At 67.2% G+C, this 22,959-nt stretch carries 24 protein-coding genes and 1 tRNA gene; 6 read left to right on the top strand and 19 right to left on the bottom strand.

Going from position 1 to position 22,959, the window contains the following annotated elements; genetic code table 11:
* Position 1 precedes the first annotated feature (1 nt).
* Both HYV14_15755 and HYV14_15760 read left to right on the top strand, forming a co-directional pair.
* The gene (locus HYV14_15755) at positions 2-1,504 is read left to right on the top strand and encodes a polyamine aminopropyltransferase (protein MBI2387444.1); all 1,503 of its coding nucleotides are present in this window, start codon (positions 2-4) and stop codon (positions 1,502-1,504) included.
* Positions 1,501-3,096 carry an FAD-dependent oxidoreductase gene (locus HYV14_15760; GenBank protein ID MBI2387445.1) on the top strand — a complete coding sequence of 532 codons (1,596 nt, stop codon included), beginning with the start codon at positions 1,501-1,503 and terminating at the stop codon, positions 3,094-3,096. The genes HYV14_15755 and HYV14_15760 overlap by 4 nt, the downstream gene beginning before the upstream one ends.
* Before the next feature lie 53 nt (positions 3,097-3,149).
* Here HYV14_15760 and HYV14_15765 read toward each other — a convergent pair whose 3' ends face one another.
* From HYV14_15765 to HYV14_15795, 7 genes are read right to left on the bottom strand one after another with little or no spacing between them, the layout of a single operon-like run.
* Positions 3,150-4,157: an endonuclease/exonuclease/phosphatase family protein gene (locus tag HYV14_15765; protein MBI2387446.1), complete on the bottom strand. Its 1,008-nt coding sequence runs from the start codon at positions 4,155-4,157 to the stop codon at positions 3,150-3,152.
* The gene (locus tag HYV14_15770; protein ID MBI2387447.1) at positions 4,145-4,666 is read right to left on the bottom strand and encodes a hypothetical protein; all 522 of its coding nucleotides are present in this window, start codon (positions 4,664-4,666) and stop codon (positions 4,145-4,147) included. Before HYV14_15770 ends, HYV14_15765 begins: the two co-directional genes overlap by 13 nt.
* Positions 4,666-6,153, bottom strand: a complete 1,488-nt coding sequence (locus HYV14_15775) for a GMC family oxidoreductase (protein MBI2387448.1) — start codon at positions 6,151-6,153, stop codon at positions 4,666-4,668. The genes HYV14_15770 and HYV14_15775 overlap by 1 nt, the downstream gene beginning before the upstream one ends.
* Positions 6,143-6,514: a hypothetical protein gene (locus HYV14_15780; GenBank protein ID MBI2387449.1), complete on the bottom strand. Its 372-nt coding sequence runs from the start codon at positions 6,512-6,514 to the stop codon at positions 6,143-6,145. Before HYV14_15780 ends, HYV14_15775 begins: the two co-directional genes overlap by 11 nt.
* Positions 6,511-7,122, bottom strand: coding sequence for a hypothetical protein (locus HYV14_15785; protein ID MBI2387450.1), 612 nt, complete (start codon positions 7,120-7,122; stop codon positions 6,511-6,513). The genes HYV14_15780 and HYV14_15785 overlap by 4 nt, the downstream gene beginning before the upstream one ends.
* Positions 7,119-8,063, bottom strand: coding sequence for a transketolase family protein (locus HYV14_15790; protein MBI2387451.1), 945 nt, complete (start codon positions 8,061-8,063; stop codon positions 7,119-7,121). Before HYV14_15790 ends, HYV14_15785 begins: the two co-directional genes overlap by 4 nt.
* Positions 8,053-8,889 carry a transketolase gene (locus tag HYV14_15795; GenBank protein MBI2387452.1) on the bottom strand — a complete coding sequence of 279 codons (837 nt, stop codon included), beginning with the start codon at positions 8,887-8,889 and terminating at the stop codon, positions 8,053-8,055. The genes HYV14_15790 and HYV14_15795 overlap by 11 nt, the downstream gene beginning before the upstream one ends.
* 51 nt (positions 8,890-8,940) lie before the next feature.
* Here HYV14_15795 and HYV14_15800 point away from each other — a divergent pair, with 51 nt between their 5' ends.
* Genes HYV14_15800 through upp form a run of 3 tightly spaced genes read left to right on the top strand, consistent with a single transcriptional unit; the run spans position 8,941 to position 11,719 of the window.
* Positions 8,941-9,771, top strand: coding sequence for a purine-nucleoside phosphorylase (locus tag HYV14_15800; protein MBI2387453.1), 831 nt, complete (start codon positions 8,941-8,943; stop codon positions 9,769-9,771).
* 5 nt (positions 9,772-9,776) lie between these two features.
* A complete protein-coding gene (locus HYV14_15805; GenBank protein ID MBI2387454.1) occupies positions 9,777-11,084 on the top strand; it encodes a thymidine phosphorylase in 1,308 nt (435 codons plus the stop codon).
* A gap of 11 nt (positions 11,085-11,095) precedes the next feature.
* Positions 11,096-11,719: a uracil phosphoribosyltransferase gene (gene upp, locus HYV14_15810; GenBank protein ID MBI2387455.1), complete on the top strand. Its 624-nt coding sequence runs from the start codon at positions 11,096-11,098 to the stop codon at positions 11,717-11,719.
* A 76-nt stretch (positions 11,720-11,795) separates the two neighbouring features.
* Here upp and HYV14_15815 read toward each other — a convergent pair whose 3' ends face one another.
* The 6 genes from HYV14_15815 to HYV14_15840 all read right to left on the bottom strand — a co-directional run bounded on the left by HYV14_15815 (position 11,796) and on the right by HYV14_15840 (position 15,971).
* Positions 11,796-12,020 (bottom strand): hypothetical protein, encoded by a 225-nt coding sequence (locus HYV14_15815; GenBank protein MBI2387456.1) that lies wholly within the window; start codon positions 12,018-12,020, stop codon positions 11,796-11,798.
* A 312-nt stretch (positions 12,021-12,332) separates the two neighbouring features.
* Positions 12,333-12,542 (bottom strand): hypothetical protein, encoded by a 210-nt coding sequence (locus tag HYV14_15820; protein MBI2387457.1) that lies wholly within the window; start codon positions 12,540-12,542, stop codon positions 12,333-12,335.
* Between the two features lie 185 nt (positions 12,543-12,727).
* A complete protein-coding gene (locus HYV14_15825; GenBank protein MBI2387458.1) occupies positions 12,728-12,988 on the bottom strand; it encodes a hypothetical protein in 261 nt (86 codons plus the stop codon).
* A gap of 130 nt (positions 12,989-13,118) precedes the next feature.
* Positions 13,119-13,826 carry a Crp/Fnr family transcriptional regulator gene (locus tag HYV14_15830; GenBank protein MBI2387459.1) on the bottom strand — a complete coding sequence of 236 codons (708 nt, stop codon included), beginning with the start codon at positions 13,824-13,826 and terminating at the stop codon, positions 13,119-13,121.
* Positions 13,827-13,842: 16 nt separating this feature from the next.
* Positions 13,843-14,715 (bottom strand): hypothetical protein, encoded by an 873-nt coding sequence (locus tag HYV14_15835; GenBank protein MBI2387460.1) that lies wholly within the window; start codon positions 14,713-14,715, stop codon positions 13,843-13,845.
* A gap of 17 nt (positions 14,716-14,732) precedes the next feature.
* A complete protein-coding gene (locus HYV14_15840) occupies positions 14,733-15,971 on the bottom strand; it encodes a tetratricopeptide repeat protein (GenBank protein ID MBI2387461.1) in 1,239 nt (412 codons plus the stop codon).
* A 114-nt stretch (positions 15,972-16,085) separates the two neighbouring features.
* On the opposite strand from HYV14_15840, the gene HYV14_15845 reads away from it, so the two are divergent.
* Positions 16,086-16,162, top strand: a tRNA-His gene (locus HYV14_15845).
* 121 nt (positions 16,163-16,283) lie between these two features.
* On the opposite strand, the gene HYV14_15850 is transcribed toward HYV14_15845, so the two are convergent.
* Genes HYV14_15850 through HYV14_15875 form a run of 6 tightly spaced genes read right to left on the bottom strand, consistent with a single transcriptional unit; the run spans position 16,284 to position 22,939 of the window.
* Positions 16,284-16,760 (bottom strand): isoprenylcysteine carboxylmethyltransferase family protein, encoded by a 477-nt coding sequence (locus HYV14_15850; GenBank protein ID MBI2387462.1) that lies wholly within the window; start codon positions 16,758-16,760, stop codon positions 16,284-16,286.
* Positions 16,757-17,518: an SDR family NAD(P)-dependent oxidoreductase gene (locus HYV14_15855; GenBank protein MBI2387463.1), complete on the bottom strand. Its 762-nt coding sequence runs from the start codon at positions 17,516-17,518 to the stop codon at positions 16,757-16,759. Before HYV14_15855 ends, HYV14_15850 begins: the two co-directional genes overlap by 4 nt.
* Positions 17,519-17,528: 10 nt before the next feature.
* Positions 17,529-17,939 carry an acyl-CoA thioesterase gene (locus HYV14_15860; protein ID MBI2387464.1) on the bottom strand — a complete coding sequence of 137 codons (411 nt, stop codon included), beginning with the start codon at positions 17,937-17,939 and terminating at the stop codon, positions 17,529-17,531.
* Positions 17,940-17,952: 13 nt separating this feature from the next.
* A complete protein-coding gene (locus tag HYV14_15865; protein MBI2387465.1) occupies positions 17,953-19,257 on the bottom strand; it encodes a TolC family protein in 1,305 nt (434 codons plus the stop codon).
* The gene (locus HYV14_15870) at positions 19,254-22,292 is read right to left on the bottom strand and encodes an efflux RND transporter permease subunit (protein ID MBI2387466.1); all 3,039 of its coding nucleotides are present in this window, start codon (positions 22,290-22,292) and stop codon (positions 19,254-19,256) included. The genes HYV14_15865 and HYV14_15870 overlap by 4 nt, the downstream gene beginning before the upstream one ends.
* Positions 22,289-22,939: a hypothetical protein gene (locus HYV14_15875; GenBank protein MBI2387467.1), complete on the bottom strand. Its 651-nt coding sequence runs from the start codon at positions 22,937-22,939 to the stop codon at positions 22,289-22,291. The genes HYV14_15870 and HYV14_15875 overlap by 4 nt, the downstream gene beginning before the upstream one ends.
* Between the last annotated feature and the right edge of the window lie 20 nt (positions 22,940-22,959).

Below are 22,959 nucleotides of genomic sequence, written 5' to 3' on the forward strand. Positions count from 1 at the left end.
CGTGAACCTCGCGCTGTACGCCTCGGTCTTCATGGTCGCCACCTGCGGGCTCATCTACGAGCTCGTGGCGGGCTCGCTCGCGAGCTATCTTCTCGGCGACACGGTCCTGCAGTTCTCGACCGTCATCGGGGCGTACCTGTTCGCGATGGGCGTGGGCTCGTGGCTGTCGCGCTTCGTCGGCAAGGGACTGGCCGCGCGGTTCGTGCAGGTCGAGCTGCTCGTGGGGCTCGTCGGCGGCTTCTCCTCGACCTTCCTGTTCCTGGCCTTCGCGCACGCGGCGAGCTTCCGCGTGCTGCTGTACCTCGTCGTCTTCGTCGTCGGGACCTTGGTCGGGCTCGAGATCCCGCTGATGATGCGCATCCTGAAGGACCGGCTGGACTTCAAGGACCTGGTGTCGCAGGTCCTGACGATGGACTACATCGGCGCGCTGTTCGCCTCCGTGCTGTTCCCCCTGCTGCTGGTGCCGAGGCTCGGCCTGCTGAACACCGCGCTCCTCTTCGGCCTGCTGAACGTCGGCGTCGCGGCCGCGACCTTGTACCTCCTGCGCGACGCGATCCCGAGCCGCGCGGGCCTGAGCGCGGCGTGCGCGGCGGCGGCCGTCGCCCTGACCTGCGGGCTCGCCTTCTCGGGCGAGATCGCCTCGCGCGCCGAGGGCGACATGTACGCCGACGAGGTGATCTTCAGCAAGGCCTCCCCCTACCAGAAGATCGTGCTCACGCGCTGGAAGGAGGACTGGCGCCTGTTCCTCAACGGCAACCTCCAGTTCAGTACGATGGACGAGTACCGCTACCACGAGGCGCTCGTGCATCCCGCGCTGTCCTCCCACGCCGCTCCGCGCCGCGTGCTGATCCTCGGCGGCGGCGACGGCCTCGCCGCCCGCGAGGTCCTGCGCGACGAGCGCGTCGGCTCGCTGACCCTGGTGGACCTCGATCCGGTGATGACCAAGCTGTTCACCGCGCACCCCGCGCTGTCCGCCCTCAACGGCCGCGCGCTGTCCGACGCGCGCACCACGGTCGTCAACGCGGACGCCTACCGCTGGCTCGAGAAGAACGACCTCCGGTTCGACGTCGTCATCGTCGACTTCCCGGACCCTTCGAACTACGCCGTCGGCAAGCTGTACACGACCGCCTTCTACCGCCTGTTGAGCCGGCGCCTGGCGCCGGGAGGGATCGTCACCGTGCAGTCCACCTCGCCGCTGTTCGCGCGGCAGACCTATTGGACCGTCGTGACGACGATGGAGGCGGCGGGCTTCGCGACGCGCCCCTATCACGCCTACGTCCCGTCGTTCGGCGAGTGGGGCTTCGTCATCGGCGCGACCGCGCCGTACCGGATCCCGGAGAAGTTCCCCGCCGGCCTGCGCTTCCTGACGCCCGGCATCGTCCGCGGCATGTTCGATTTCCCCGCCGACATGGCCCGCGTCCCGGCCGAGCCGAACCGCCTCGACACGCAGGTGCTCGTCCAGCATTACGAGCGCGAATGGGCCCGCATCAGCCACGGCGGATGACCGGCCTCACTCGCCGGGAGTTCATCGGCGGGGCGCTCGCCGCGGCGGCGCTCGGCGCCTGCGGGGTCGAGCGCGGGATCCCGGGCGAGCTGCTCGGCCCGGACCACGCGCTAGGCCATAAGCTGCGCGCGGGCGGCTTCGCGCCGCCCTCCACGACGGAGCGCGTGCCCGTCGTGATCGTCGGCGGCGGGACGGCCGGGCTGTCGGCGGGCTGGAAGCTCCTCCGCTCGGGCGAGGGCGGCTTCGTGGTCCTCGACCTCGAGCGGCGCGCCGGCGGCAACGCGGCGTGGGGCGAGAACGAGGTCAGCCGCTATCCGTGGGGCGCGCACTACCTTCCCGTCCCCGGTCCGCGCGCGCGCGCGGCGAGGGAGCTGCTGCGCGAGCTCAAGGTCATCACCGGCGAGGGCGACGGCAAGCCGGCGTACGACGAGAGCGTCCTGTGCCACGCCCCCGAGGAGCGGCTCTTCCTCCACGGGCGCTGGCAGGAAGGGCTGTATCCGCGCCTCGGCGCGACGGCGGCGGACCTGGCCGAGCGGGACCGCTTCCACGCCGAGATCGCCGCGCTGCGGCGGCGCGTCGGCCGCGACGGCCGGCCCGCCTTCGCGATCCCGATGGAGAACAGCTCCCGCGACCCGGACCTGCTCGCGCTCGACCGGATCACGATGGCCGAGTGGCTGGAGCGGCGGGGCTTCCGCTCTCCGGGCCTGCGCTGGTACGTCGACTACGCCTGCCGCGACGACTACGGCGGCTCGCCGTCGGAGGTCTCCGCCTGGGCCGGCCTTCATTACTACGCCGCGCGCGGCGAGGGCGAGGACGACCGGTTCCTCGTCTGGCCGGAGGGCCTGGGCTTCCTCGCGCGCAAGCTGGCCGAGGCGCTCGGCCCGCGCGTGCGCGGCGGGGCGCTGGCCTACGACGTCGCGCCGGACGGCGACGGCGTGCGCGTGGATTACCTCGACGCCGCGTCGGGCTCCACCCGGCGCATCCTCGCCAAGCGCGCGATCGTCTGCGCCCCCCGCTTCGCCGCGCGCCGCATCGTCGCGCCGCTGCGCGAGGACCGGTCGCCTTCGGGCTTCGCCTACGCGCCTTGGTTCATCGCGAACCTCACCGTGCAGGACCCGCCGGCCGGCCTCGGCGTCTCTCCCGCGTGGGACAACATGATCTACGGCGGGAAAGGCCTCGGCTACGTCGACGCGACCCATCAGAGCTTCTCCCAGGACCGCCGCCGCCAGGTCTGGACCTACTACCTGCCGCTCGTGGGCGACCCCGACGCCCAGCGCGCCGCCGCGTTCAAGAGGAGCCTCGCCGAGTGGCGGGAGCTGTGCCTGAGCGACCTGGAGCGCGCGCTGCCGGGCCTGCGCGAGCGCGTGACGCGGCTCGACGGGTGGGTCTGGGGCCACGGCATGATCCTGCCGCGGCCCGGCTTCATCTGGGGCCCCGAGCGCGCCGCGGCGGCCAAGCCGATCGGCCCGATCCATTTCGCCCACTCCGACCTGTCGGGCCTCTCGATCTTCGAGGAGGCCCAGGACCGGGGCATCCGCGCCGCCGAAGCCGTGCTGTCCGCCCTGGGCAAGCCCTATCGTTCCAGCCTGTGATAGCGCCGCGGCTGGCACGACCTGATGGCCGAGACGCGCGTCGTCGCCGCGGACTAGGGCGCCGAGGCCGCGCGCTCGCGGAGGGCCTTGAGCCGCCCCGCCTGGCGCGCGTAGCGCGCCGTCAGGAACGCGCCGTACAGCGGGATCCAGGCCGCCCTCCGTCCCTCGGTCTCCAGGCGCGCGATCGCGGCGCTCGTCTCCTCATCGACGGCGCGCAGGGCCGCCCTCCGCCGCTCCGGGTCGGGCCGGGCGCGCAGGGCCATGAGGCCGCGCGGCAGGTCGGCGGCGAAGCCGAAGTGATCCGACAGCGCGGGATCGAAGACGAGCCGCGCCTTCGCGTCGAGGCGCCCCGTCGGGAGCAGGACGTGGTCGATGCGCTTGGGCCGTCTGGGGTCGCCGCAGGCCTCCTTTCCCGCGGGCGCGCACGGGTCGTCCAGGCCGAGCAGGTCGAGGAACAGGTCGAACTCCCGGTCGCCGTGGCCCGAGTTCAGGTCGCCGAGGATCACGAACGGGCGGTCCTGCGACAGCTCGACGACGCCCTCGGCGAGCTCGAAGAGCTCGGTCATGCGGAGCATGCGATACCGGGTCTCGCGGTAATCGGCCAAGGTGTGCGCGGCGTAGAAGTCGAGCTCGCCCCACGGCGTCGCGACGCGCGCGAACAGGAAGCCCTTGCTCGGCACGGTCTCCCCCTGGAACAGGTGGCGCAGGGACGGCCGCACCGTGCCGAACGCGCGCTCCTCCGCGGCCAGGATGGGCCAGCGCGACAGGATGGTCAGGCCGGAGCGGAAGGCGACCCGGCGAGGAAAGCGCGCGGCGTGAGGCAGGCCCGCCTCGCGCGCCAGCGCCGCGCTGTCGCCGTCGCGCCACAGCTCCTGGAGACCGACGACGTCGTAGCCGCCCGCCGCGATCTCCCGTCCCGCGGCCTTCATCCGCCGCGCCACCCCCGGATGCACGAGCGGGATGCCCGCCGCGTTGAAGGTCAGGACCTTGATCGCCTTGGGCGGCGCCTCCGCCGCGCCCGCCAGCGACGCGGCGAGCAGGAGGACGGTCAGGGCCGCCATTCGCCTTTGCGCAGACGCTCGAGCAGGAAGTAGTTCGTTGCGGGGCGCGCCGGGCCGAGCGCCAAGGTCGCCAGGCCGAGGAGCACGTCGGGCTCGCCCGGGTCGGGCTGGACGAGGTAGTCGCGCAGGAAGCGCTCCGGCTTCCAGAAGGCGTTGCGCGGGCTCGAGCCGTAGTCGAGGAGCAAGGAGGCCGGGAGGCGCAGGTCGGGCGCGACGGGCGGGCCCACGCGGTAGAAGCCGAACGGCGCGCCCGCGCCCGTCCACTCCGCGTCGAAGCCGTCCTGGCGCGGCGGACGGTTGTAGCCCTCGAGCTGGTCCTGGGCGTTCATGAAAAAGCCCTTCACGAACTTGCGTATGCCGAGCAGGGCCAGGACGCGCGGGTGGTTCCAGCCGCGGAACTCCCAGCCGGCGAGGCTCTCCCGGGAAGGCGCGCGTCCGGCCGCCATCAGCGCGCCGAGCTCGGCGGCGCTCATGTCCCTCATGCGCGCGAACAGCGGGCGGTGCTCCATCAGGTCCTCTCCGCCAGGCGCTCGGCGCACAGGCGCGCGACGGCCATGATCGCGTGCTGGGGATTGACTCCGAGGTTGGTCGGGAACACCGAGGAGTCGGCGACGACGAGGTTGGGGACGCCGTGGACGGCGAAATCGGTCCCCACCGCGCCCCCCCCGGCGCGGGCGGCCATGCGCGCGGTGCCGAACAGGTGCGAGAGGATCCAGGAGTAGCAGCGCGGATCGTCGGGCCCCGCGTCGAGGAGCTTCTCGTCGCCGGGCTTGAGGGCCTCCGGCAGTCCGTATATGCCGGGCCACACCTCGCGCGCGCCCGCGGCGAACAGGAGCTCCGCGGCGAAGCGCAGGCCGCGGCGGATCTGCATCATGTCCCGGCGGCCGAGGTCGTAGCGGATGTCGGCGCCGAACGGGCCCTCGCGCACCGAGCCCTCGGCCCAGGCGCGCGTCTGCACGGCGAAGATCGCCGTTCGCTTGGCCAGAGCCATCTTCTCCTTCCAGCGCCGCCCCGCTCCCGGCAGGCGCGCGAAGACGATCTCCGGCGGCAGGCCGATCGTCTCGATCTTGACGCGCCAGTCGCGGCGGTGGTGCACGGAGTCGAAGCCCTGGGTCGCGCCGCGCCACAGGCTCGCGGGCGCGTCGAACAGGCCGGTCAGCGGCGTGCCCGGGTGCGCCATGAAATGCTCCCCGAGATGGGCGGAGCGCACGCCGCTGCGCTCGAGCAGCAGCGGCGACTGGATCGCCGACGCCGCGACGACGACGGCGCGCCGCGCCATGGCCCGGAACGCGGGACGCCCGGGAGCGGAGAGCCGTCCCTCGACGCCGAGCGCCCGCCCGTCCTCGATCAGAACGCGCCGGGCCTCGGCGCCGGTGACGATCACCGCCCCCTTCGCCTCGGCCTGCGGGAGATAGGTCGTCAGCATGCTGCGCTTGGCCCCGCTCGGGCAGCCGGTGAGGCATTGCCCCGTGGCCTTGCAGCCCGAGGCGTAGCGCCTCGTCGGGTCGGCGCGGACGCCGAGCTTCCTCGCGCCGTCGCGCATGAGGCGGTTGAAGCCCCCCCACGCCGCCTCGGGCGTGGGCGCCGCGTCGAGGTCCTTCTCGATCTCGTCCCAATAACGGTGGAGCTCCTTGGCCGGGAGCGCGTCGCCGAGGCCGAGGGCCGCCCATTCGGCGAACACGTCATCGGGCACGCGCCAGGCGATCGCGGAGTTGATCACCGTGCTGCCGCCGAGCACGCGGCCCTGGATGACCGGGATGAAGGCCCGGCCGCGCGCGACCTGGCCGTTCATGCCCCGGAACATCGTCTTGAACGCGCCCCAGGAGTCGTCGCCGAACGACTTCGGGTCGATCGCGGGGCCCTCCTCGAGCACGCATACCGAGCGTCCCGTTCCGGCGAGCGCGCGCGCCGCGGTGGCGCCGGCGGCGCCGGAGCCCACGACGACGTAATCGAACGCCTCGTCGAAGGCGGCGAGCGTCGCGCCGTCAGCCCGCATCGTAGCCCACCGCGCGGCGCACTTCCTTGGTCCCGCCGTAGCCGAAGCTCGTCACGGCCTTGAGCAGGAGGAAGACCTGGCGGATCAGGTAGAACCGGCTCTTCCCCATCGCGCACAGCGCGTCCTCGCGCGCCTCCGGCGGCAAGCGGTCGAGCGGCGGCAGGCGGCCGATGAGGAGCGGCGAGAGCCAGGCCGCGGCGAAGAGGGCGGCGCGCCAGCCGAGGCGCATCGGCAGCGGCGCGTCCTTCGAGAAGCCGGATTCGAAATCCTCGAAGCCCGCCTCGAACGCCCCGGGAAGACCCTCGGGCCCGCCCGGGGGCAGGAGCGCGTCGAGGACGGCGCGATCCCGGGCGCCGATCATGGCAGGAACTTGAGGCGGGTCTCGTCGAAGAGCGGCGTGTCCTGGCCGGCCCAGACGAAGGCGAAGCGGCGCGGGTTCTCCAGGGCGTGGAACTCGAAGTAGGTCAGGCTGTCGGCCGACTCGCCCAGGTCGCCGCACGGCGGCGGCGGGACGTCGGCGCCGGCCTTCGCCGCGGCCTTCGCGGCGTACTCCTCGTCGGGCGAGATCGTGAAGGCGGCCTTGCTCAGGACGAGGTGCGGGACGTGCTTGGCCACGACGGAGCAGTGCCTGCGCTGGTAGCGGGAGAGCTTCTTGAAGGCGACGCGGCGGATCGCCTCGTCGGGGCCCTCGTCGGCCTTCTTCTCGAACATCGAGACGACCGGGAAGACGTCCTCCTTCTTGCCCGTGTCGGCCATCGACTGATAGAGGGAGGTCTTGCCCGCGCCGAAGTCGATGACGCGGAACCCGAAGTCGCAGCGCTGGACCGGGACCTCGAGGCCGAGCTCGGGCGACGAGAACAGCCGCCACGCGCAGTCCTTCTCGGCCGGGCGCGAGGCGAGCGGCGGCGGCGGAGCCGCGGCGAGAGCCGCGAACGCGGCCAGCGCCAGCGATCCCGCCGCGAGCCTCACGCGGGGTTCTTGAGGCAGGCCTCGGCGATGCTCGGCGCCGTCAGGCCGTACTTCTCGTACAGCTGCTCGGGCGTGGCGGACTCGCCGAAGGAGCGCAGGCCGACTCGGACGACCGGGCAGGAGATCCCCCGCTCGGCGATCGCCTCGCACACCGCGGAGCCGAGGCCGCCGTGGACGTTGTGGTCCTCGACCGCGACGATGCGCTGGGAGTCCGCGGCGAGCCGGGCGACGGTCTCGCCGTCGAAGGGAAGGAGCGTGGACGCGTTGGCGACGCGCACCGCGAAGCCCTTGGCCTCGAGGAGCTTGGCCGCCTCGACCGCGTGCGGTACGGGGCCGCCCGAGGCGATGATGGTCGCCTGATACTTCGCCGGTTTCTTGACCGGCTCGTACACCACATCGATCTTGTTGGGCTGCCACTTGTAGTCCGGGCCGTGGACGTCGGGCATCTTCTGGCGGGTGAGGCGGATGTACACCGGCCCCTTGTGCTCGATCATCCAGCGCACGGCCTGCCGGGTCTCCGCGTGGTCCGCCGGCTGGAGTATGGTCATGTTCGGGAGCGCGCGCATCGCGGCCACGTCCTCGAGGCCCATCTGGGAGGTGCCGTCCTCGCCGATGCCGATGCCGGCGTGCGTGCCGACGAGCTTCATGTTGGTCTGGTTGTAGGCGGCGCTGACGCGGATGGACTCGACACGGCCGATCAGGAAGCAGGCGAAGCTCGTCAGGACCGGGATCTTCCCGGAGAGCGCCAGGCCCGCGGCCACGCCGATCATGTTCTGCTCGGCGATGCCCAGCTCGAAGTGCCGGTGCGGGTACTTCTTCATGAAGGGCTGGGTCATCGTGGACTTGGAGAGGTCGGCGTCCAGGACGACGAGGTTCTCGTTGGTCGCGGCGAGTTCGAGGATGGTCTCGCCGAAGGATTCGCGCGTCGCTTTAGCGGCCATTCTTGATCTCCATGCAAGCCTTGTCGGCGTCTTCCTTCTTCGGGGCGTTCCCGTGCCAGGCGATGTTGTGCTCCATGAAGGAGACGCCCTTGCCCTTGACCGTGTCGGCGACGATGACCTGGGGCTTGCCGTCTTTGGCGGCCCAGGCACGCGCAAGGGCATTTTCGATGGCCGCCAAATCATGACCATCTATCGCCTGGACCTCCCAGTTGAACGCGCGCAGCTTGTCGGTCAGGGGGTCGATGTCCATGACCTCCTTGACCGGGCCGTCGATCTGGCCGTTGTTGAAGTCCACGATCGCGATGAGGTTGTCGAGCTTGAACTTGGGCGCGGACATGAAGGCCTCCCAGCACTGGCCTTCCTGCATCTCGCCGTCGCCGAGGACGACCACGGTCTTCCAGTCCTTCTTGTCGGCCTTGGCGGCGAGCGCCATGCCGACGCCGACGGAGAGGCCCTGGCCGAGCGAGCCCGTCGAGAACTCGATGCCGGGCATGCGCAGGCGGTCCGGGTGGCCCTGCAGCGGGCTGCCGAGCTTGCGCAGGTTGAGCAGGTCGGCGGTCGGGAAATAGCCGCGGTGCGCCATCACCGCGTACAGCGCCGGGCACGCGTGCCCCTTCGAGAGGATGAAGCGGTCGCGGCCCTCCCAGGCGGGCTGCTTCGGGTCGTGCTTGAGGAACTTCCAGTACAGCACGGTCAAGATGTCGATGATCGACAGCGAGCCGCCGGGGTGTCCGTTGCCGGCGGCCTCGATCATGCGGATGATGTCGTGGCGAAGGTGCTTCGTCAGGGACTTCAGGTCCGTCGGGGCGGCGGTCGAGGTGGGCATGGATTTATTCTACAAAAACCCGGCGCGCCGTCTATGTGGTAAAATGCCGGCATGAAGATCAATCTTTACATCGGCGCGATCCGCAAGGCGGCGGCGTTCATCAAGAAGCGGGCCCCCGGCTTCACGCCCGACGTCGGCTTCGTCCTCGGCTCTGGCCTGGCGAAGGCCGTCCCTCCGCTCGAGAAGACCTTGACCATCCCCTACCGCGAGATCCCGGGCTTCCCGCGCACCACGGTCCCCGGCCACGAGGGCAAGCTCATCCTGGGCCGCTCCGCCGGGCGCTCGGTCGTCGTCATGCAGGGCCGCTTCCATTACTACGAGGGCCACGCGATGGAGGACATCGCGCTCCCCATCCGCGCCCTCGAGTACCTGGGCCTCAAGACCTTGATCGTGACCGCGGCCGTCGGCTCGATGCGCGAGAAGGTCAAGCCCGGCCACTTCACCGTCATCACCGACCACATCAACCTGATGGGCCGCAACCCGCTTCGCGCGTTCCACGAGGAAGAGTTCGGGACGATGTTCCCCGACATGACCCAGGCCTACGACGCCAAGCTCAACAAGACGATCCTGGCCGCCTGCCGCAAGCGCAAGGCGGCGGTGCACGAGGGCGTGTACGTCGCCGTCGGCGGCCCTTCCTACGAGACGCCGGCCGAGATCAAGGCGTTCCGCGCGCTCGGCGGCGACGTGGTCGGGATGTCGGTCGTGCCCGAGGTGGTCCCCGCGCGGCAGATGGGCCTGACGACCTCCGCGCTCGTGTGGACGTCGAACATGGCGGCGGGCCTGCCCGGCGCGATCCAGAACCACGGCGACGTGCTGGCGCTCGGCGCCCGCGTGTCCGACGCCCTGCGCGGCGTCTTGTCCGACCTGATCAAGGTCGTGTAGCGCCCATGCTGTTCCTCGACATCATCGCCAAGAAGCGCGACGGTGGGAGGCACACGCCCGGCGAGCTCGCCTTCGTCGCCCGCGGCGCGGCGAAAGGGCTCGTCCCCGATTACCAGCTGTCGGCGTGGCTGATGGCGGTGCTGTGCCGGGGGATGGACGAGAAGGAGACGGTCATGCTGACCCGCGCGATGGCCGATTCCGGCGAGACCCTCGGCCTCGGCGCGATCAAACGGCCCAAGGCCGACAAGCACTCCACCGGCGGCGTCGGCGACGGCGTGTCCCTGGCGCTCGCCCCCCTCGCGGCCGCCTGCGGCCTGGCCGTCCCGATGATGTCGGGACGCGGCCTCGGCCACACCGGCGGGACGCTCGACAAGCTCGAGTCCATCGAGGGCTTCCGCGTCCGCCTCGACCTTCCCGAGATCCGCGCCCAGGTGGCCAAGCACGGCTTCAGCCTGTTCGGCCAGACCGGCACGCTCGCCCCCGCCGACCGCACCTTGTACGCGCTGCGCGACGCGACGGCCACCGTCCCCGCGCGCCCGCTGATCGTGGCGAGCATCCTCCCCAAGAAGGCCGCCGAGGAGCTCGACGCTTTGGTGCTCGACGTGAAGGTCGGCTCCGGCGCCATTTTCCCGGACGCGGCCTCGGCCCGGTCTCTCGCCAAGGCTCTGGTCAAGACCGCCAAGGGCCTCGGCATCCCGACCGTCGCCGTGCTCACCGCGATGGAGCAGCCCCTCGGACGCTTCGTCGGCAACGCCCTCGAGGTCCGCCAGGCCGTGGAGATCCTCCGCGGCGACGAGGCCGCCGCGGATTACCTGGAGTGCCTGCTCGCCCTCGGCGGCTGGATGCTCAAGCTCTCGGGCTTGTCGAAGTCCGCGAGCGAAGGCTCGTCGCTCATGCGCTCGAAGATCGCCGACGGCTCGGGCCTGCGCCTGTTCCGCGACTGCGTGAAGGCCCAGGGCGGCAGCGTCGCCGTGATCGACGACCTCTCCCTCCTGCCGAAGGCCAAGCTCTCCCGTCCGGTGCTCGCCGCCAAGGCGGGCTTCGTGGCCGCCCTCGACGCGCGCAAGGTCGGCCACGCCGCCGTCCTCCTGGGCGCGGGCCGCGCGTTCAAGGAGCAGGAGCTCGACTACGGCGCCGGCCTCGAGCTGCTCAAGAAGGTCGGCGACCGCGTCGCGAAGGGCGAGGCGCTCGCCGTCCTCCACGCCGCCGACGGGAACAAGCTCGACCTGGGCGAGCGCGAGTATCGCGAGGCCCTCAAGATCTCCCCCAAGGCCGTCCGCCCGAAATCCGTCGTGCTCGAAGTCATCCGGTAACCGGAGGAACCATGCCGAAGCTTTTCGTCAGCGATCATCCGCTCGTCCAGGACAAGCTCTCGCGCCTGCGCGACAGGAACACCAAGCCCGAGGATTTCCGCCGCCTGATGGCCGAGGTGGCCATGCTGATCGGCTGCGAGGTGCTCAAGGGCGTGCGCACGCGCAAGACGACGGTCCGTACGCCGCTTCAGACCGCGCCGGCCCTGATCCTCGACCAGCCGCTGACCTTCGTCGCGGTCCTGCGCGCGGGCCTGGGCATGACGCCGGGCCTGCTGGAGCTGGCGCCGAAGGCGTCCATCGGCCACATCGGCCTCTACCGCGACGAGAAGACGCTCGAGCCCGTCCAGTACTACGTCCGCCTGCCCAAGAACATCTCGGGGCACTTCGTCGTGCTGTGCGACCCGATGCTCGCCACCGGCGGCTCCGCCTCCGAGTCGATCCGCATCCTCAAGGCGCACGGCGCGAAGAACATCGCCCTGCTCACCTTGCTCTCCTCCCGGCGCGGCGTGGCCCGCATCCACAAGGACCACCCCGACGTCCCGGTGTACACCGCGGTGGTGGACTCCGTCCTCAACGCGAAGGGCTACATCGTCCCCGGCCTCGGCGATGCCGGCGACCGCCTCTTCAACACCTGATACGAGCCCGCGCTCCTCGTAAGAAATAAAAAGCCCCGACCATGAGGTCGGGGCTCACGCTTCGCTGGCGATCCGCTCAGCCGCACTTGTTCGGCCACACGCACGTCGTCACCGGGCCGGACGCGATCACGGGGGCCGGGACGCTCTTGCAAGTCTTGGGCCACACGCAGGGCTGGAACTGGGCCACGACGGGGGCCGGGGCGGACTTGCACGTGTTCGGCCACACGCAAGGGCGGAACTGGGCGGTGGCCTGAGGGGCCGGCGTCGCCGTCAGGAACGTCGCTAGAATCAAAGTCATCATTTTCGTGTCCTCCTTCCTTCTGAAGACAGAGTAACTCTTGCCTCGCGCCGGCCTGGAGGACGCCTGTCAATTTTGGAACTTGATCCCGCTCACTTGATCGCGCTCAATGGTTCGGGCCCTTCCGCGGGGAGCAGGAATTGCGTTTCCCTCCATTTTAGTTCCGCGCCGGAGGTGAAATGAACCGATACGCAATCGCTGAATTGCCGCCGGAACTCGCACCGGTGCGAGTTCCTCCCTCCTCGCGGCCGGCCAAAGAAGGGGAGCCTCCGAGGGGTCGGAGGCTCCCGTACGTCGCGCCGGTTCGAGGTCGGCTTACAGAGCGATGAGGCTCGGAGCGGCTTTCTTCTTCCCGCAGGTCTTGGGCCAGACGCAGGTCGAGAACTGGGCGACGACCGGGGCCGGGGCGGTTTGGGGCGCGGGAGCGACCCGGCAGGTGTTGGGCCACACGCAGGGACGGAACTGAGCCGTCTTCGGCGCGGGAGCGGCGTTGAACAGCGAGAGCGTCAGGATGAGGTTGATCATGGAGACAGTGTACTCCGCCCCCGAAAAACCCCCTAGGAGGACGGTCAATGCCGTCTTTTGATGCTCGTCATTAATGTGCCCGCAATCGGGCCGACACGATCCGTTCAAACGGCGTCATAAAAAGAAGAAGACCCCGAGGGGTCGGGGTCTTCTCACGGCGCCGGTTCGAGGTCGGCTTTAAAGTCTCAGGCTTTCTTGCCGCACTTGCGCGGGTACACGCAGGTGGTGAACTGGGCGACTTCGACCACCGGGGCGGTCTCGGTCTTGCACACGTTCGGCCACACGCAGGGCCGGAACTGGGCGACGGTCACGGGAGCCGGAGCGGTTTGGGTCGCGGGAGCGACCCGGCACACGTTGGGCCACACGCAGGGCCGGAACTGGGCCGTCTGGGTCGCCGGGGCGGGGTTGAAGGTCGAGAGCGAGAGCGTCAGAATCAGGTTGATCATGCATACAGTATAACGCGCATGATTGTAACTTCCGATGAGATGGGACAACCTGGAAGCTTGATGTTTATCAATTGATCTAGGTCAAAGGTCCTAGATCGGCTGGGCCGCGGGCCCAGAGGAACTCTGAGCCTTAGGACGCAGAACCGGCGAGCGCGCGGAGGCGCTCTTCGGAGAGGATCAGGAGATCCTTCTCCTTCTTGCGCAGGACGTCGCGCTCCTCGAAGTCCTTGAGCAGGCGCACCGTGGTCTCGATGGTGAGGCCCGCCATCTCGGCGAGATCGCGGCGCTTGATGCCGGCGACGATCGGGTAGGGCTTCTTGGGCGCCATCATGCGGATCAAGGTGTCGGCCAGGCGGCCGCGCGCGGGCTTGAAGGCGATGTCGCGCGCCTTGTTCTCGCCCCGGCGCACGTCCTTGGCGAGCTCCTTGAGCAGGGCGTGGGAGGCGGGCGGATACTTGGCGAGGAAGTTGTAGAAGGTGGTCTTGTCGATCATCGACACGATGCTGGGCTCGAGGGCCTCGCCGGTTGCGGTGTAGGCGCCCTCGTCGGAGAGCAAGGTCACATGGCCTAACAGGTCGCCGGGCGACTCGACGCGGGTGGTGAGCTGCTGGCCGGTGCGGCTCGACTTGTAGACCTTCACCTTGCCCGTGCAGACGACATAGACGCCCTGGGGCATCGCGCCTTCGTGGAAGACCACCTCGCCGCGCTTGTGCGGGTGCGCGAGGCGGATCTCCCGCCAGGCCTTCTTCGACTCCTTCGTGCCGAGGAGCTCGTAGAAACAGTTCTTCTTAAAGGGGCACCAATCGCAATTGGGCGCGTCTCGCTTCGAGTAAGCCACAAGTCATTATAGCAACTTAAGAGCGAGGAGGCAGGATGCGCATCTCTTCGGCGCCGCTTTTGCCCACTCCGGCGCCGGGGAACACCGCGCCGTAGCGGCCCGAGGCGTCGACGCCCCGGGCGACGGTCGCGAGGCTTCCCGACATGGCGGCGCGGGCGCCGTCGGACCTCAGGAGATGGGCGCCCTCCCACCGGCCGCCGTTCAAGGTCGTGCGCGTCGCGAGCGCGGGGCGTCCCTCGTTGCCGTGCCGCAGTCCTCCCTCGAGGCGGAACTGGTCGATCGAATGGACTCTCTTAAAGGAAAGGGGCTTCAGCGAGCCGTCCGCAGCGAGCAGGCCGGGGACCGGGAACTGGTAGCCGGCGGCGGCGCCGTTCCGCCCGGCGCGGCGCACGGAGAGCCGGGCGGAGCCGTCGGGCAGGGCGCGCAAGGTCAGGGCGAAGCGGTCGCCGGGGCGCAGGTAGAGGTCGTCGGGGGCGCCGACGGCGGGGTTCTGCCAGCCGCCCTTGCTCGTGCGCCAGTACACGCGGTAGGCGAACTCGCCGGTGTCGCGGCCGTCCGCGCCGTAGACGTGGTCCCAGATCAGGCCGGCGTCGACCTCGGCCCCTTCGGCGTGCAGGCCGAGGTAGACGTCGGGGCGGTCGAGCGGGCCGGATTTATAGGACTCCTCTCCGGGGGCGGCGCGGTGCTCGCGCGCGGGGTCGAAGACGGGCTTGGGCAGGACGCCCCAGGCCTCGAGGCCCTCGAACGCGGCGCCCTCGGGCGAGACGACCTTGCGGAACCACGCCCCGCGGGCTTTCTCGACGATCGCGGACGCGGACGCGGACGCGTATTCGAGCTCTCCGGCCGAGGCCGGCATCACCGCCGACAGCACGAGGCAGACGAAAGTCATGTCCCCTCCGTTATGTCTTAGCGCAGGGCGACGCGGTCGGAGTACTTGGCGACGGTGGAGCGGAAGGCCGGGAGGTCGCGCACCGCCTCGAGCTCGGTGTCGGTCTTGGCCTGCATCACGAAGCGGCGCAGGTCGTTGGGGCCGGCGCAGGACTTGAAGGACTCGTCGAGGGCGCGCAGCGCGACGGCGGTCTTGCCGGACATCGCGTAGGCCATGGCGATCTGGTAGTGCGCCGACGGGTTCATCGGGTTCTGCTGCAGGGCCTTCTGCAGGGAGCGGATGGCGACGTCGGACTGGCCGAGCTTGTTGTAGGCCGTCCCGATTCTTTCATAAACGCCCGCGATCTGCGGCGCGCCCAGGGTGAGGCGCTCTTGGTCGAGGGACAGGGCCTCGTTGTACGCGGAGACCGCGGACAGGTAGCGGCGGAACTTGAACTCGACGTTGCCCTGGGCGATCTTCTCGAGGACCTCGGCGTCCTGCGCCGGGGCGGCGGGTTTGGGAGCGGTGTCGCGGACGGCGTCGCGCATCTCCTCGCCGCGGGCGCCGATGTCCGCGACCATCGTGCCGTCCTCGTCGGATCCGATGCCGAGGGCCTTGCGGGAGGCGCCGTCGGCGATCAGCGGGGCGAAGGCGGGGTCGCGGCGGACGGCCTCGCGCAAAGTCTTGGCCTGGCCGTTCTTCATGGCCTTGGTCATCGCCAGGTCGATGTTGGAGACCGCCTTGGCGGTGTCGCCCATCTTCAGTCTGAGGCGCGCGGCGTTCATGGGAATCAGGACCTTGCTCGGGGCGGCCCGGAAGGCCATCTTGTAGGCGTCGAGCGCCTTGTCGTAGGACTGCACGGCCTCGTAGCACAGGGCCATCGAGAAGTACAGGCGGGAGGCGTCGGGCAGCTCCTTCAGCGACGCGTCGAGGCTCAGGGCCATCGCGTAGGCGTCGATCGCGGACTGGGCGTCGTCGCGGTCGGCGGCCTCGGTCGAGCCGAGCTTGAAGCCGCGCTGGTAGTGGGCCCAGCCGAGCAGGAAGTAGGTCGAGACCGAGCCTTCCTTGCGCACGGCCTTGTTGAACGTCGAGATCGCGGCGGAGGTCTCGCCGGCTTCCAGGTTCGCGAGGCCCGCGGACATCAGGCGCTGGGCCTCGGGGTTGGCCTTCGACTTGGGGGCCTTCTTGGTTTTCGCGTTCGCCGGAGGGGTGCACAGAAGAGCGGCCAACGCGATGGTGAGGACGGTCCAGCTCGTCTTCGTCATGTTTCTCTTCATGCCTAAAGTATAGCGGCGGCCATAGAGGCGCACATGGGGCGCGGGGCCTGGGCCCATCTAGGCCCTTGGGCCTAGGCCGGGGCGGCCGCGTACAGTGCTATAATGTCGCCTCTGGTGGCCGTAGCTCAGCTGGTTAGAGCGCCGCGCTGTGAACGCGGAGGTCGGGGGTTCAAGTCCCCTCGGTCACCCCAGATTTGACGCGTCAAGAGGCCAGGGCTGAATTGTCAAGCCCTGGCCTCGCTTTTTCGGGGATTCGCTCCGGCGCTTTCAGATCGCGGGTAGGTTCAGATCGGTGAACCGATTCCCCGGCGATTATATCCATCTACGGACTTTTAGCTTGTAGTTGCGATATTCGTCGCCAAACTTTGACTCGAGATAATTCTCTTCTTTCGCAATGACGAATTTTCTGATCAGAAGCACCACAGGAATCTGCATAAGCACTATCCATAAGCTATTGACGGCGGAAGCGATTCCAACTCCAACGACAACAAAAGAAAGATAGATCGGATTCCTGGAAAGACCATAAATTCCTGTCGTGACGATATGGGATGTTGTCTTCGATGGTGCGATATTTGTTTGAGCCTTTTTGAAGAGCCGGGAACAGGAAACTAAGATGCCGACTCCGCCTAGAATGAGAAGTGCGCCCAAGGGCCATCTCAAGCTCTCGGAAACTATTGGAGCGGGCCAAAACCAATCGAGTAAAGTGCCGAAAAGAATACTCAGCAAGGCAATCAATGGCGGAGGAAATTTAACCTGTGCGCTGTCGGCATCTGCTTTCAAAAAGCTCATGCGGGCACCGACTTCTTGGCCGCCTTCCAAAGCTGCCGGTTGATGAAATCGGGAGCGAGCCGTCGCATGAAGGCCAGCTGGTTCGACTGCCCCGGGCGCAGCTCCAGGGCCCCTGCCTCGAGGGCCGCGAAAGATAGCTTCACCAGTTCGTCCGTGGTGAGCATGGCGACGTCGCCCTCGGAAAGGCCCGCCGTCATGTCGGTCTTCACGGCCGGAGGCATGAGCTCGATGACCTCGACGCCGGTTTCCTCTAACTGGAACCGAAGGGACTGAGTGTAGGAGTGGACCGCCGCCTTGGCGGCGCAGTAGATCGGCGCGCTCGGCAGCGGCACGAAGGCGAGGGCGGAGGACACGTTGATCACGGTCCCCTTGTTCGCCGTGAGGAGGTCGATGAAAGCGGACGTCGTGCGGATCACGCCGCCCACGTTGACGTTCATCTCCGTCATGAGCCCGTCGAGATCGGCGGCCGGGATCTTGAGGTTCTTGTAGAGCATGATCCCGGCGTTGTTCATCAGAACGTCGAGCCCCGGGAAGTCCGCCTTGACGCGCGCCGCGAGCGCGGCGATCTGTGCTGGATCGGAGACGTCGCACTGAAGCGTGTGGAGCTTAGGGTGCTTCGCCTTCAACTCGTCGAGCACAGCCCGGCGCCGGCCGGTCACGATGACCTCATTGCCGAGCTCGATGAACTTGAGCGCGAAGGCGAGCCCGATACCGGCGGAGCCGCCGGTGATGAGGATGGTGCGGCCGTTGAGTTTCATATTCGATCTCCTATCCCGTGCGGCTCAGTCCGATGGCTTTGGCCCATTCGGGCGTCGGCCGGATCAGCTTCCGCTCCCTGAGGTCAAGCAGCGCGATCACGAACTCCGCCACGCAGGAGACGCTGCCGTCCGCCGTCATCATGACCTGCTCCACGCGGCCGATCTTCCCGCGGTACTCGAGCGTCTTTGAGCGGATCACGACGCGTTCTTTGCCCCGGATCTCGCGTTTGAAACGCAGTTTGACCTCGAGCAAAGTCGGCCCTATGCCGCTTTCGAGCACTTCCTTTCGTCCGAAGCCGTTGCCCGTGATCCAATCCCAGCGGGCTTCTTCAAAAAGCTCCAGGTAGGCGGCATTATTGATGTGGCCGAAGAGATCGAGATGGCGATCCTCGATGGTCGTCTTATATTCATGCGTATCCATTTTCAATCCAACTCTAAGGCGCCGCCAAGTCGCTTCCCGACGCGCTCTGACAGCGGAACCATGCTTGATACCAATTGACCATCGATAGGCTCGCCTTTTCCGTGCGATCTTTCAGCATGTCTTCCGCGTCGATGAGATTGTTGATGGTCGTCTTCCCGCTCCCGAGCCGCTTGAATTCCAAATCGGCGACCGTTCGGGCCTCGGAGATGCTTCGTCGCCTCTCCTCGTACTCTTGTCTCTTGATATCCAACGCCGCCCTCGATTCGGAAAGATCGGCGTGAGATAAGGAGATAGTCAGGGCTCTCTTTTGCTCGAGGGCATGGCGCTGCGCCGCCGCCGCTCGTGCTGCGGCCAGGCCTGCTCCGCCGTCGAATAAAGACCATGAGAGCTGAACGCCGGCCAAGTCATAATTGGACTTCGTGACGAGGTCGAGATTCGTATAGCCGTGCCGCAGGAACCCATGGACCTTGGGCAGATACTCGGCCTTCCGAGCCTTCTTTGACAGGCCAAGGGCCTCCATCTCCTTGTCGAGCGCTCGGATGTCCTCGCGGTCGACGGGCTGGGAATCCCCGGAGCAATCGGATGATCGAGGCAGCTCCTCGGGAAGGTCGTTCGGAACGATGGGAGCGCTCTCCCCGGTCAAGCTCGCGATCGAATCGGCGAGATGATCCTCCCCCTTTTGCAGGTCCCGGATTCCTTGAGCCGCGTCGTCGATCCCGAGCTTGATCTTGAGCAGATCGGCTTCGCCCATTCCTCCGAGCTCATAGATGCGCCGGATCTCGCGCAAGCGGTCCTTCAGGTTCGCCGCGTATTTTTCCAATGCCCGCCGTCTCGCCCTGAGCTCTAGAGCGCGAAGATAATAATCGACGGCCTTGGCCTGCGTTTCTTTCACCTGCCGCGAGCTTTTGAGACTCGCCGCCGCCGTCATGCGCTCGGAGGCCGGGACGTCGTAGAGCATGTTCGCGGGGTCGAAAAAGGCTTGCTGCAATGTCACCGAGCCCGACAGTAAATCCGACCCCAATTTTATCGGAGGAATCGCAGTCCCCCCGAGAGGAGGAAGCCGCAGCGCCTGGTCGGTGAGCAGACGCGTGTAGCCGAATCCAGCGACCAGCTTGGGGATATAGGTCTGCCGCCGCGCCGACGCCTCTTTGGCTCGGAATTCCTCGGCCGACGACCGGGCGGCTTTGACTTCGGGTCCTTGCGCCGCCATGTTCAACAGCTGCGCGATGGAGACCCCCGAGCCGTCCGCGTATGCCGGCGTCTTGAGAAGGGCGCAGTGGCCCAATAGCAGCGCGAGTAAAAAGATGGGCTTTCTCATATCCGGGCTTCCTTCTGGAATGAAAGTTTATAGACCGATGGAATGACGAGAAGGGTCATGAGGGTCGATACCGAGAGTCCGGTGATGATCACCCAGGCGAACGGCGGCCAAAGGGTGGAGGAGCTCATCGTCATCGGCAGCAGCTCGACGATGGTCGCCGCCGCGGTCAAGATGATCGGACGCATCCGGCGCTGTATCCCTTCCGTGATCGCCTGGTCGAGCGGGACGCCCTCGTTTCTCCGGTGATCGATGTAATCGAGGAGAAAGATGCCGTTGTGGATCACGGTTCCCGCCAGGGCGAACAGGCCGAGGAGCGTCATGAATCCGAAGGTGCTCCCCGTGACGAGCAGGCCCGGCACCGCTCCGACCACGCACAGAGGGATCGTGAGGAGGATGATCCCTATCCGTCTGAAGGAGTTGAACTCGAACAAAAGAGAGATGAGAAGGAGAAACATGGCGGTGGGGAGGACGGCGAAGATCTTCTTCTGGGAGTCCTTCGATTCCTCCATGGCGCCGCCGAGCTCGATTCGCACCCCCTCTTCGCGGTCGAGCGTCTTCAACTGCTTGGCCGTGCCGGCGGCGACGTCGTTCTCGGAATATCCGTCCGCCAGCTCGCCATAGATGTAGACGACGGGCGTTCGATTCATGCGCTCCAGGACGGACGGGCCGAACTGAAAACCGCTGTGAACGAGCGTCTTGACCGTGATATCGTCGGTCCGCGTCGAGCCGAGATAGCTCTCCTCCAGCTCGGAAAACGTGGAGTTCTCGTTCTGCTTGGAGATCAAGGTCATCGCGTACGGATCCGTTCCGCCGCGAAAGGTCGTCGCCGGCACTCCGGCGGTCCGTGAAAGGATGACGGCTGAGACTTCGGCCCTGGTGAGGCCGTAGAGGCCTGCGGCGCTGTCGTTGACGTCGAGTTTATAGTCGAGAGCGCCGACGCCCAGCGTGGATCGGACTTTCGCGATCCCTTTCGCCTCGCGCACCACGGCGAAGACGTTTTGCGCCGCTTCCTGCAGCTTGAGAGGGTCGTCCGAGAATACGCGGACTTCGATAGGCGCTTTCACCGGAGGCCCCTGGCTCAATTCCCGCGCGATCAGCGTTCCGAAGGGAACCAAGGCCGACAGTTCGTCTTGCTTCTCTTTTTTGAACGCGATCGCGCTCTTGGCGTCGAGCGTTCTCACGATCATCTGGGCGACGTGGGGCGCGTTGGGCTCGCGAGGAAGGTTGTAATAAAAGGGTGGAACGCCGCGTCCGATGACGCTGGCGACCGAAACGACCCGTTTATCCTTGCGGATCGCTTCGTCGAGGCGCTGGGTTATCTCCTTTGTCGTCTGATAGTGTGTTCCCTCCGGGAGCTGCACATCCATGATCACCAGATCGCGATCCGCGTTCGGGAAGAACTGCTTCTTCACGAAGCCGAAGCCGAGCATGGCGATCGACACGGCGGCGAGCGCGATGATGGAAATGAGCCGCGGATGGGAATGAACCAGCCGCCCAAGCCATTCTCCGAGCGGAACGACGAAGCTCCACTCGCGGGCTTTCCCCCTCTTGAGCATCTTCGCCGCGAGCAAGGGCGTGATGAAGATGCAGAAAAGATAGCTCCCGCCCAGGCCGAGCGCGGAGACCACCCCGATGTCCCGCGTGAAATCGGCGACGCTCCCCTCGGCGATCAGCATCGGGAGGAAGGCGGCGATGGTCGTCAGCGTTCCGGCGAGCAGAGGGATGAGATACTCCTTGCGGGTCCTCTCGCCGGCCTCGACGGGATCCAGTCCCTGGTCCAGCTTCGATTGGATCCCGTCCACGATCACCACGACATTGTCGACCAGGAGGCCGATCGCCAGGATGAACGCCGCGATGGAGATCTGATGGATGATGCCGCCCAACTGGGAGAAGATGCCGAAGGCAATGGCCGTGACGAGCGGGACCTGGATCGCGACGAGCGAGCCGACGCGAACGCCGAGCATGAGCATCAGCGTTCCGCCGACCAGCAGGATCGCCTTCAGCAGATCGAGTCCGATCTCATGAATCCGTTCTTCCACGTAGCGAGGCTGAAAGCTGACCTCCTCTATCTTTGCGCCGCTCTTTTTGAACGCCTCGGTGTTCTTGAACTCGTCGACTATCTTTCGGATATCCTCGCCGAAGGCCTGAAGGTTCACTTTCTTCTGAGGCACGACCCCGATCCCCAGGGCTTCGCGCCCGTTGAAGAGCATGCTTTCCCTGACCGGGAGAGCAGTCGTCCTCGAGACGCTCGCCACCTCCGACAGCAGATGCGTCTCGCCGGATTTCAAGACGACCGGGAATTTGCGGAGCTCCTCGGCGGACTTGTAGAATGAGTTGGTGACGACGCTCACTTTCCGATCGCCGAGCCGGACGTAGCCGGACGGGACGTTCGCGTTGCCGCCTTTGAGCTGGTTCAGGAAGTTGGCGATCGACACGCCCTGCCGGCCGATCTTCTTGTAATCCAGCAAGATGCTCAATTGCTCGCCGGGAGAGCTCACTTCATCGACGGACTTCACCCTGGGATGAAGCTGCAATTTGTCTTTCAACGCGCGCGCCAGATCGTAGAGCTGCAGCCGGTCGGCGCCCCCGTACAGAGTCAGAAAGATCGCGTCTTGATCGAAGATCTCGCGATTCAGATCCGGCTTCCAAACCGTATCGGGCAGCTCCAATTGAGCCCGGTCCAGCGCTCGTTGGACCTTATCCCAGGCGACCTCGGTTCTATCGCTCGCGACGGTGTCCTTCAACTCGATCTCGAAGAAGCTGAGGTCGGTGCGGATCCGCGTGCGGATCTCTTTGATCTCCTCGACCTTGGCCAGCTCGTCCTCGATGGGCTTGACGACGAGCCGTTCCGCCTCCGCGGGAGTCGAGCCGGGAAAAATGACGACGACGTTCCCCGACCGCGCGGAGAGACGGGGGTCTTCCTCCCTGGGCGTGGTGAACCAGCGGAACACCCCGTTGAGGACCAAGAGCCACGCGATCGCGAGGAGAAGCCGCTGCCAGGCGAACACTCCGATCCCCTTTTGCGTTGAAATCATAGTGATGCCGCTCCTTTCTGCTCGACGACTCGAACGCCGTCGCCTGAGATGAGATTGTCCGTCCCCTGGATGACGATAGAGGCGCCGTTCAGCCGATCCGACGACACGATGATCTTCCCGCCGGGGAGGACCTTGATCGGAACGACGGGGATCCGATGCGCGCGCTGTTCGGGCGACAGAACGAACACCTCGGTCGTGATGCCTCTCGGGCTATAGACGGCTTGGAATGGGATCTGATAGAGATGAGCGGATTTCAGCGGAAGAGTGACCTTGAGCCTCTGTCCGTCGAGCAGCTGTGTCTGGTTTTCGAGGACGAGCTCTACTCGTGTTTTGGAGATCGACTTTATCTTGGCCGGCGCCGTGTTGTGATGGACCGTCGGCAGCGTCACGGTGACGAACGAGCCTATGGGAAGAGCGGGCGTCACGCCGCTCGGGAGCTGAATCGAGAGGTGATAGGCCCGTCCGGGGCGCGGCACGGCTTCATCGTGAGCGGCCGCGTCCGAGGCTTCCGCCGTCAGCGTCAAGTGAACGGCTCCGGAGACGGGTTCGGCCTTGGCGATCGAAACCGGATGAGCCGCCAGCGCCGGCTGGGCCGCTAAGAGCAGATGGAGGGCGACTGCGCGCATCGTTCTGTTCGGGTTGGCCATAGTCAATCCAGTTGGGACTG

The sequence above is a fragment of the Elusimicrobiota bacterium genome, from assembly GCA_016182905.1.
Taxonomy (GTDB): domain Bacteria; phylum Elusimicrobiota; class Elusimicrobia; order UBA1565; family UBA9628; genus GWA2-66-18.

Excerpts from the sequence above, each read along its gene's own strand:
- HYV14_15760 (MBI2387445.1), top strand. The coding sequence starts at position 1,501 with ATGACCGGCCTCACTCGCCGGGAGTTCATCGGCGGGGCGCTCGCCGCG.
- HYV14_15765 (MBI2387446.1), bottom strand. The coding sequence starts at position 4,157 with ATGGCGGCCCTGACCGTCCTCCTGCTCGCCGCGTCGCTGGCGGGCGCG.
- HYV14_15770 (MBI2387447.1), bottom strand. The coding sequence starts at position 4,666 with ATGGAGCACCGCCCGCTGTTCGCGCGCATGAGGGACATGAGCGCCGCC.
- HYV14_15775 (MBI2387448.1), bottom strand. The coding sequence starts at position 6,153 with ATGCGGGCTGACGGCGCGACGCTCGCCGCCTTCGACGAGGCGTTCGAT.
- HYV14_15780 (MBI2387449.1), bottom strand. The coding sequence starts at position 6,514 with ATGATCGGCGCCCGGGATCGCGCCGTCCTCGACGCGCTCCTGCCCCCG.
- HYV14_15790 (MBI2387451.1), bottom strand. The coding sequence starts at position 8,063 with ATGGCCGCTAAAGCGACGCGCGAATCCTTCGGCGAGACCATCCTCGAA.
- HYV14_15795 (MBI2387452.1), bottom strand. The coding sequence starts at position 8,889 with ATGCCCACCTCGACCGCCGCCCCGACGGACCTGAAGTCCCTGACGAAG.
- HYV14_15800 (MBI2387453.1), top strand. The coding sequence starts at position 8,941 with ATGAAGATCAATCTTTACATCGGCGCGATCCGCAAGGCGGCGGCGTTC.
- HYV14_15805 (MBI2387454.1), top strand. The coding sequence starts at position 9,777 with ATGCTGTTCCTCGACATCATCGCCAAGAAGCGCGACGGTGGGAGGCAC.
- upp (MBI2387455.1), top strand. The coding sequence starts at position 11,096 with ATGCCGAAGCTTTTCGTCAGCGATCATCCGCTCGTCCAGGACAAGCTC.
- HYV14_15815 (MBI2387456.1), bottom strand. The coding sequence starts at position 12,020 with ATGATGACTTTGATTCTAGCGACGTTCCTGACGGCGACGCCGGCCCCT.
- HYV14_15820 (MBI2387457.1), bottom strand. The coding sequence starts at position 12,542 with ATGATCAACCTCATCCTGACGCTCTCGCTGTTCAACGCCGCTCCCGCG.
- HYV14_15825 (MBI2387458.1), bottom strand. The coding sequence starts at position 12,988 with ATGATCAACCTGATTCTGACGCTCTCGCTCTCGACCTTCAACCCCGCC.
- HYV14_15835 (MBI2387460.1), bottom strand. The coding sequence starts at position 14,715 with ATGACTTTCGTCTGCCTCGTGCTGTCGGCGGTGATGCCGGCCTCGGCC.
- HYV14_15840 (MBI2387461.1), bottom strand. The coding sequence starts at position 15,971 with ATGAAGAGAAACATGACGAAGACGAGCTGGACCGTCCTCACCATCGCG.
- HYV14_15850 (MBI2387462.1), bottom strand. The coding sequence starts at position 16,760 with ATGAGCTTTTTGAAAGCAGATGCCGACAGCGCACAGGTTAAATTTCCT.
- HYV14_15855 (MBI2387463.1), bottom strand. The coding sequence starts at position 17,518 with ATGAAACTCAACGGCCGCACCATCCTCATCACCGGCGGCTCCGCCGGT.
- HYV14_15860 (MBI2387464.1), bottom strand. The coding sequence starts at position 17,939 with ATGGATACGCATGAATATAAGACGACCATCGAGGATCGCCATCTCGAT.
- HYV14_15865 (MBI2387465.1), bottom strand. The coding sequence starts at position 19,257 with ATGAGAAAGCCCATCTTTTTACTCGCGCTGCTATTGGGCCACTGCGCC.
- HYV14_15870 (MBI2387466.1), bottom strand. The coding sequence starts at position 22,292 with ATGATTTCAACGCAAAAGGGGATCGGAGTGTTCGCCTGGCAGCGGCTT.
- HYV14_15875 (MBI2387467.1), bottom strand. The coding sequence starts at position 22,939 with ATGGCCAACCCGAACAGAACGATGCGCGCAGTCGCCCTCCATCTGCTC.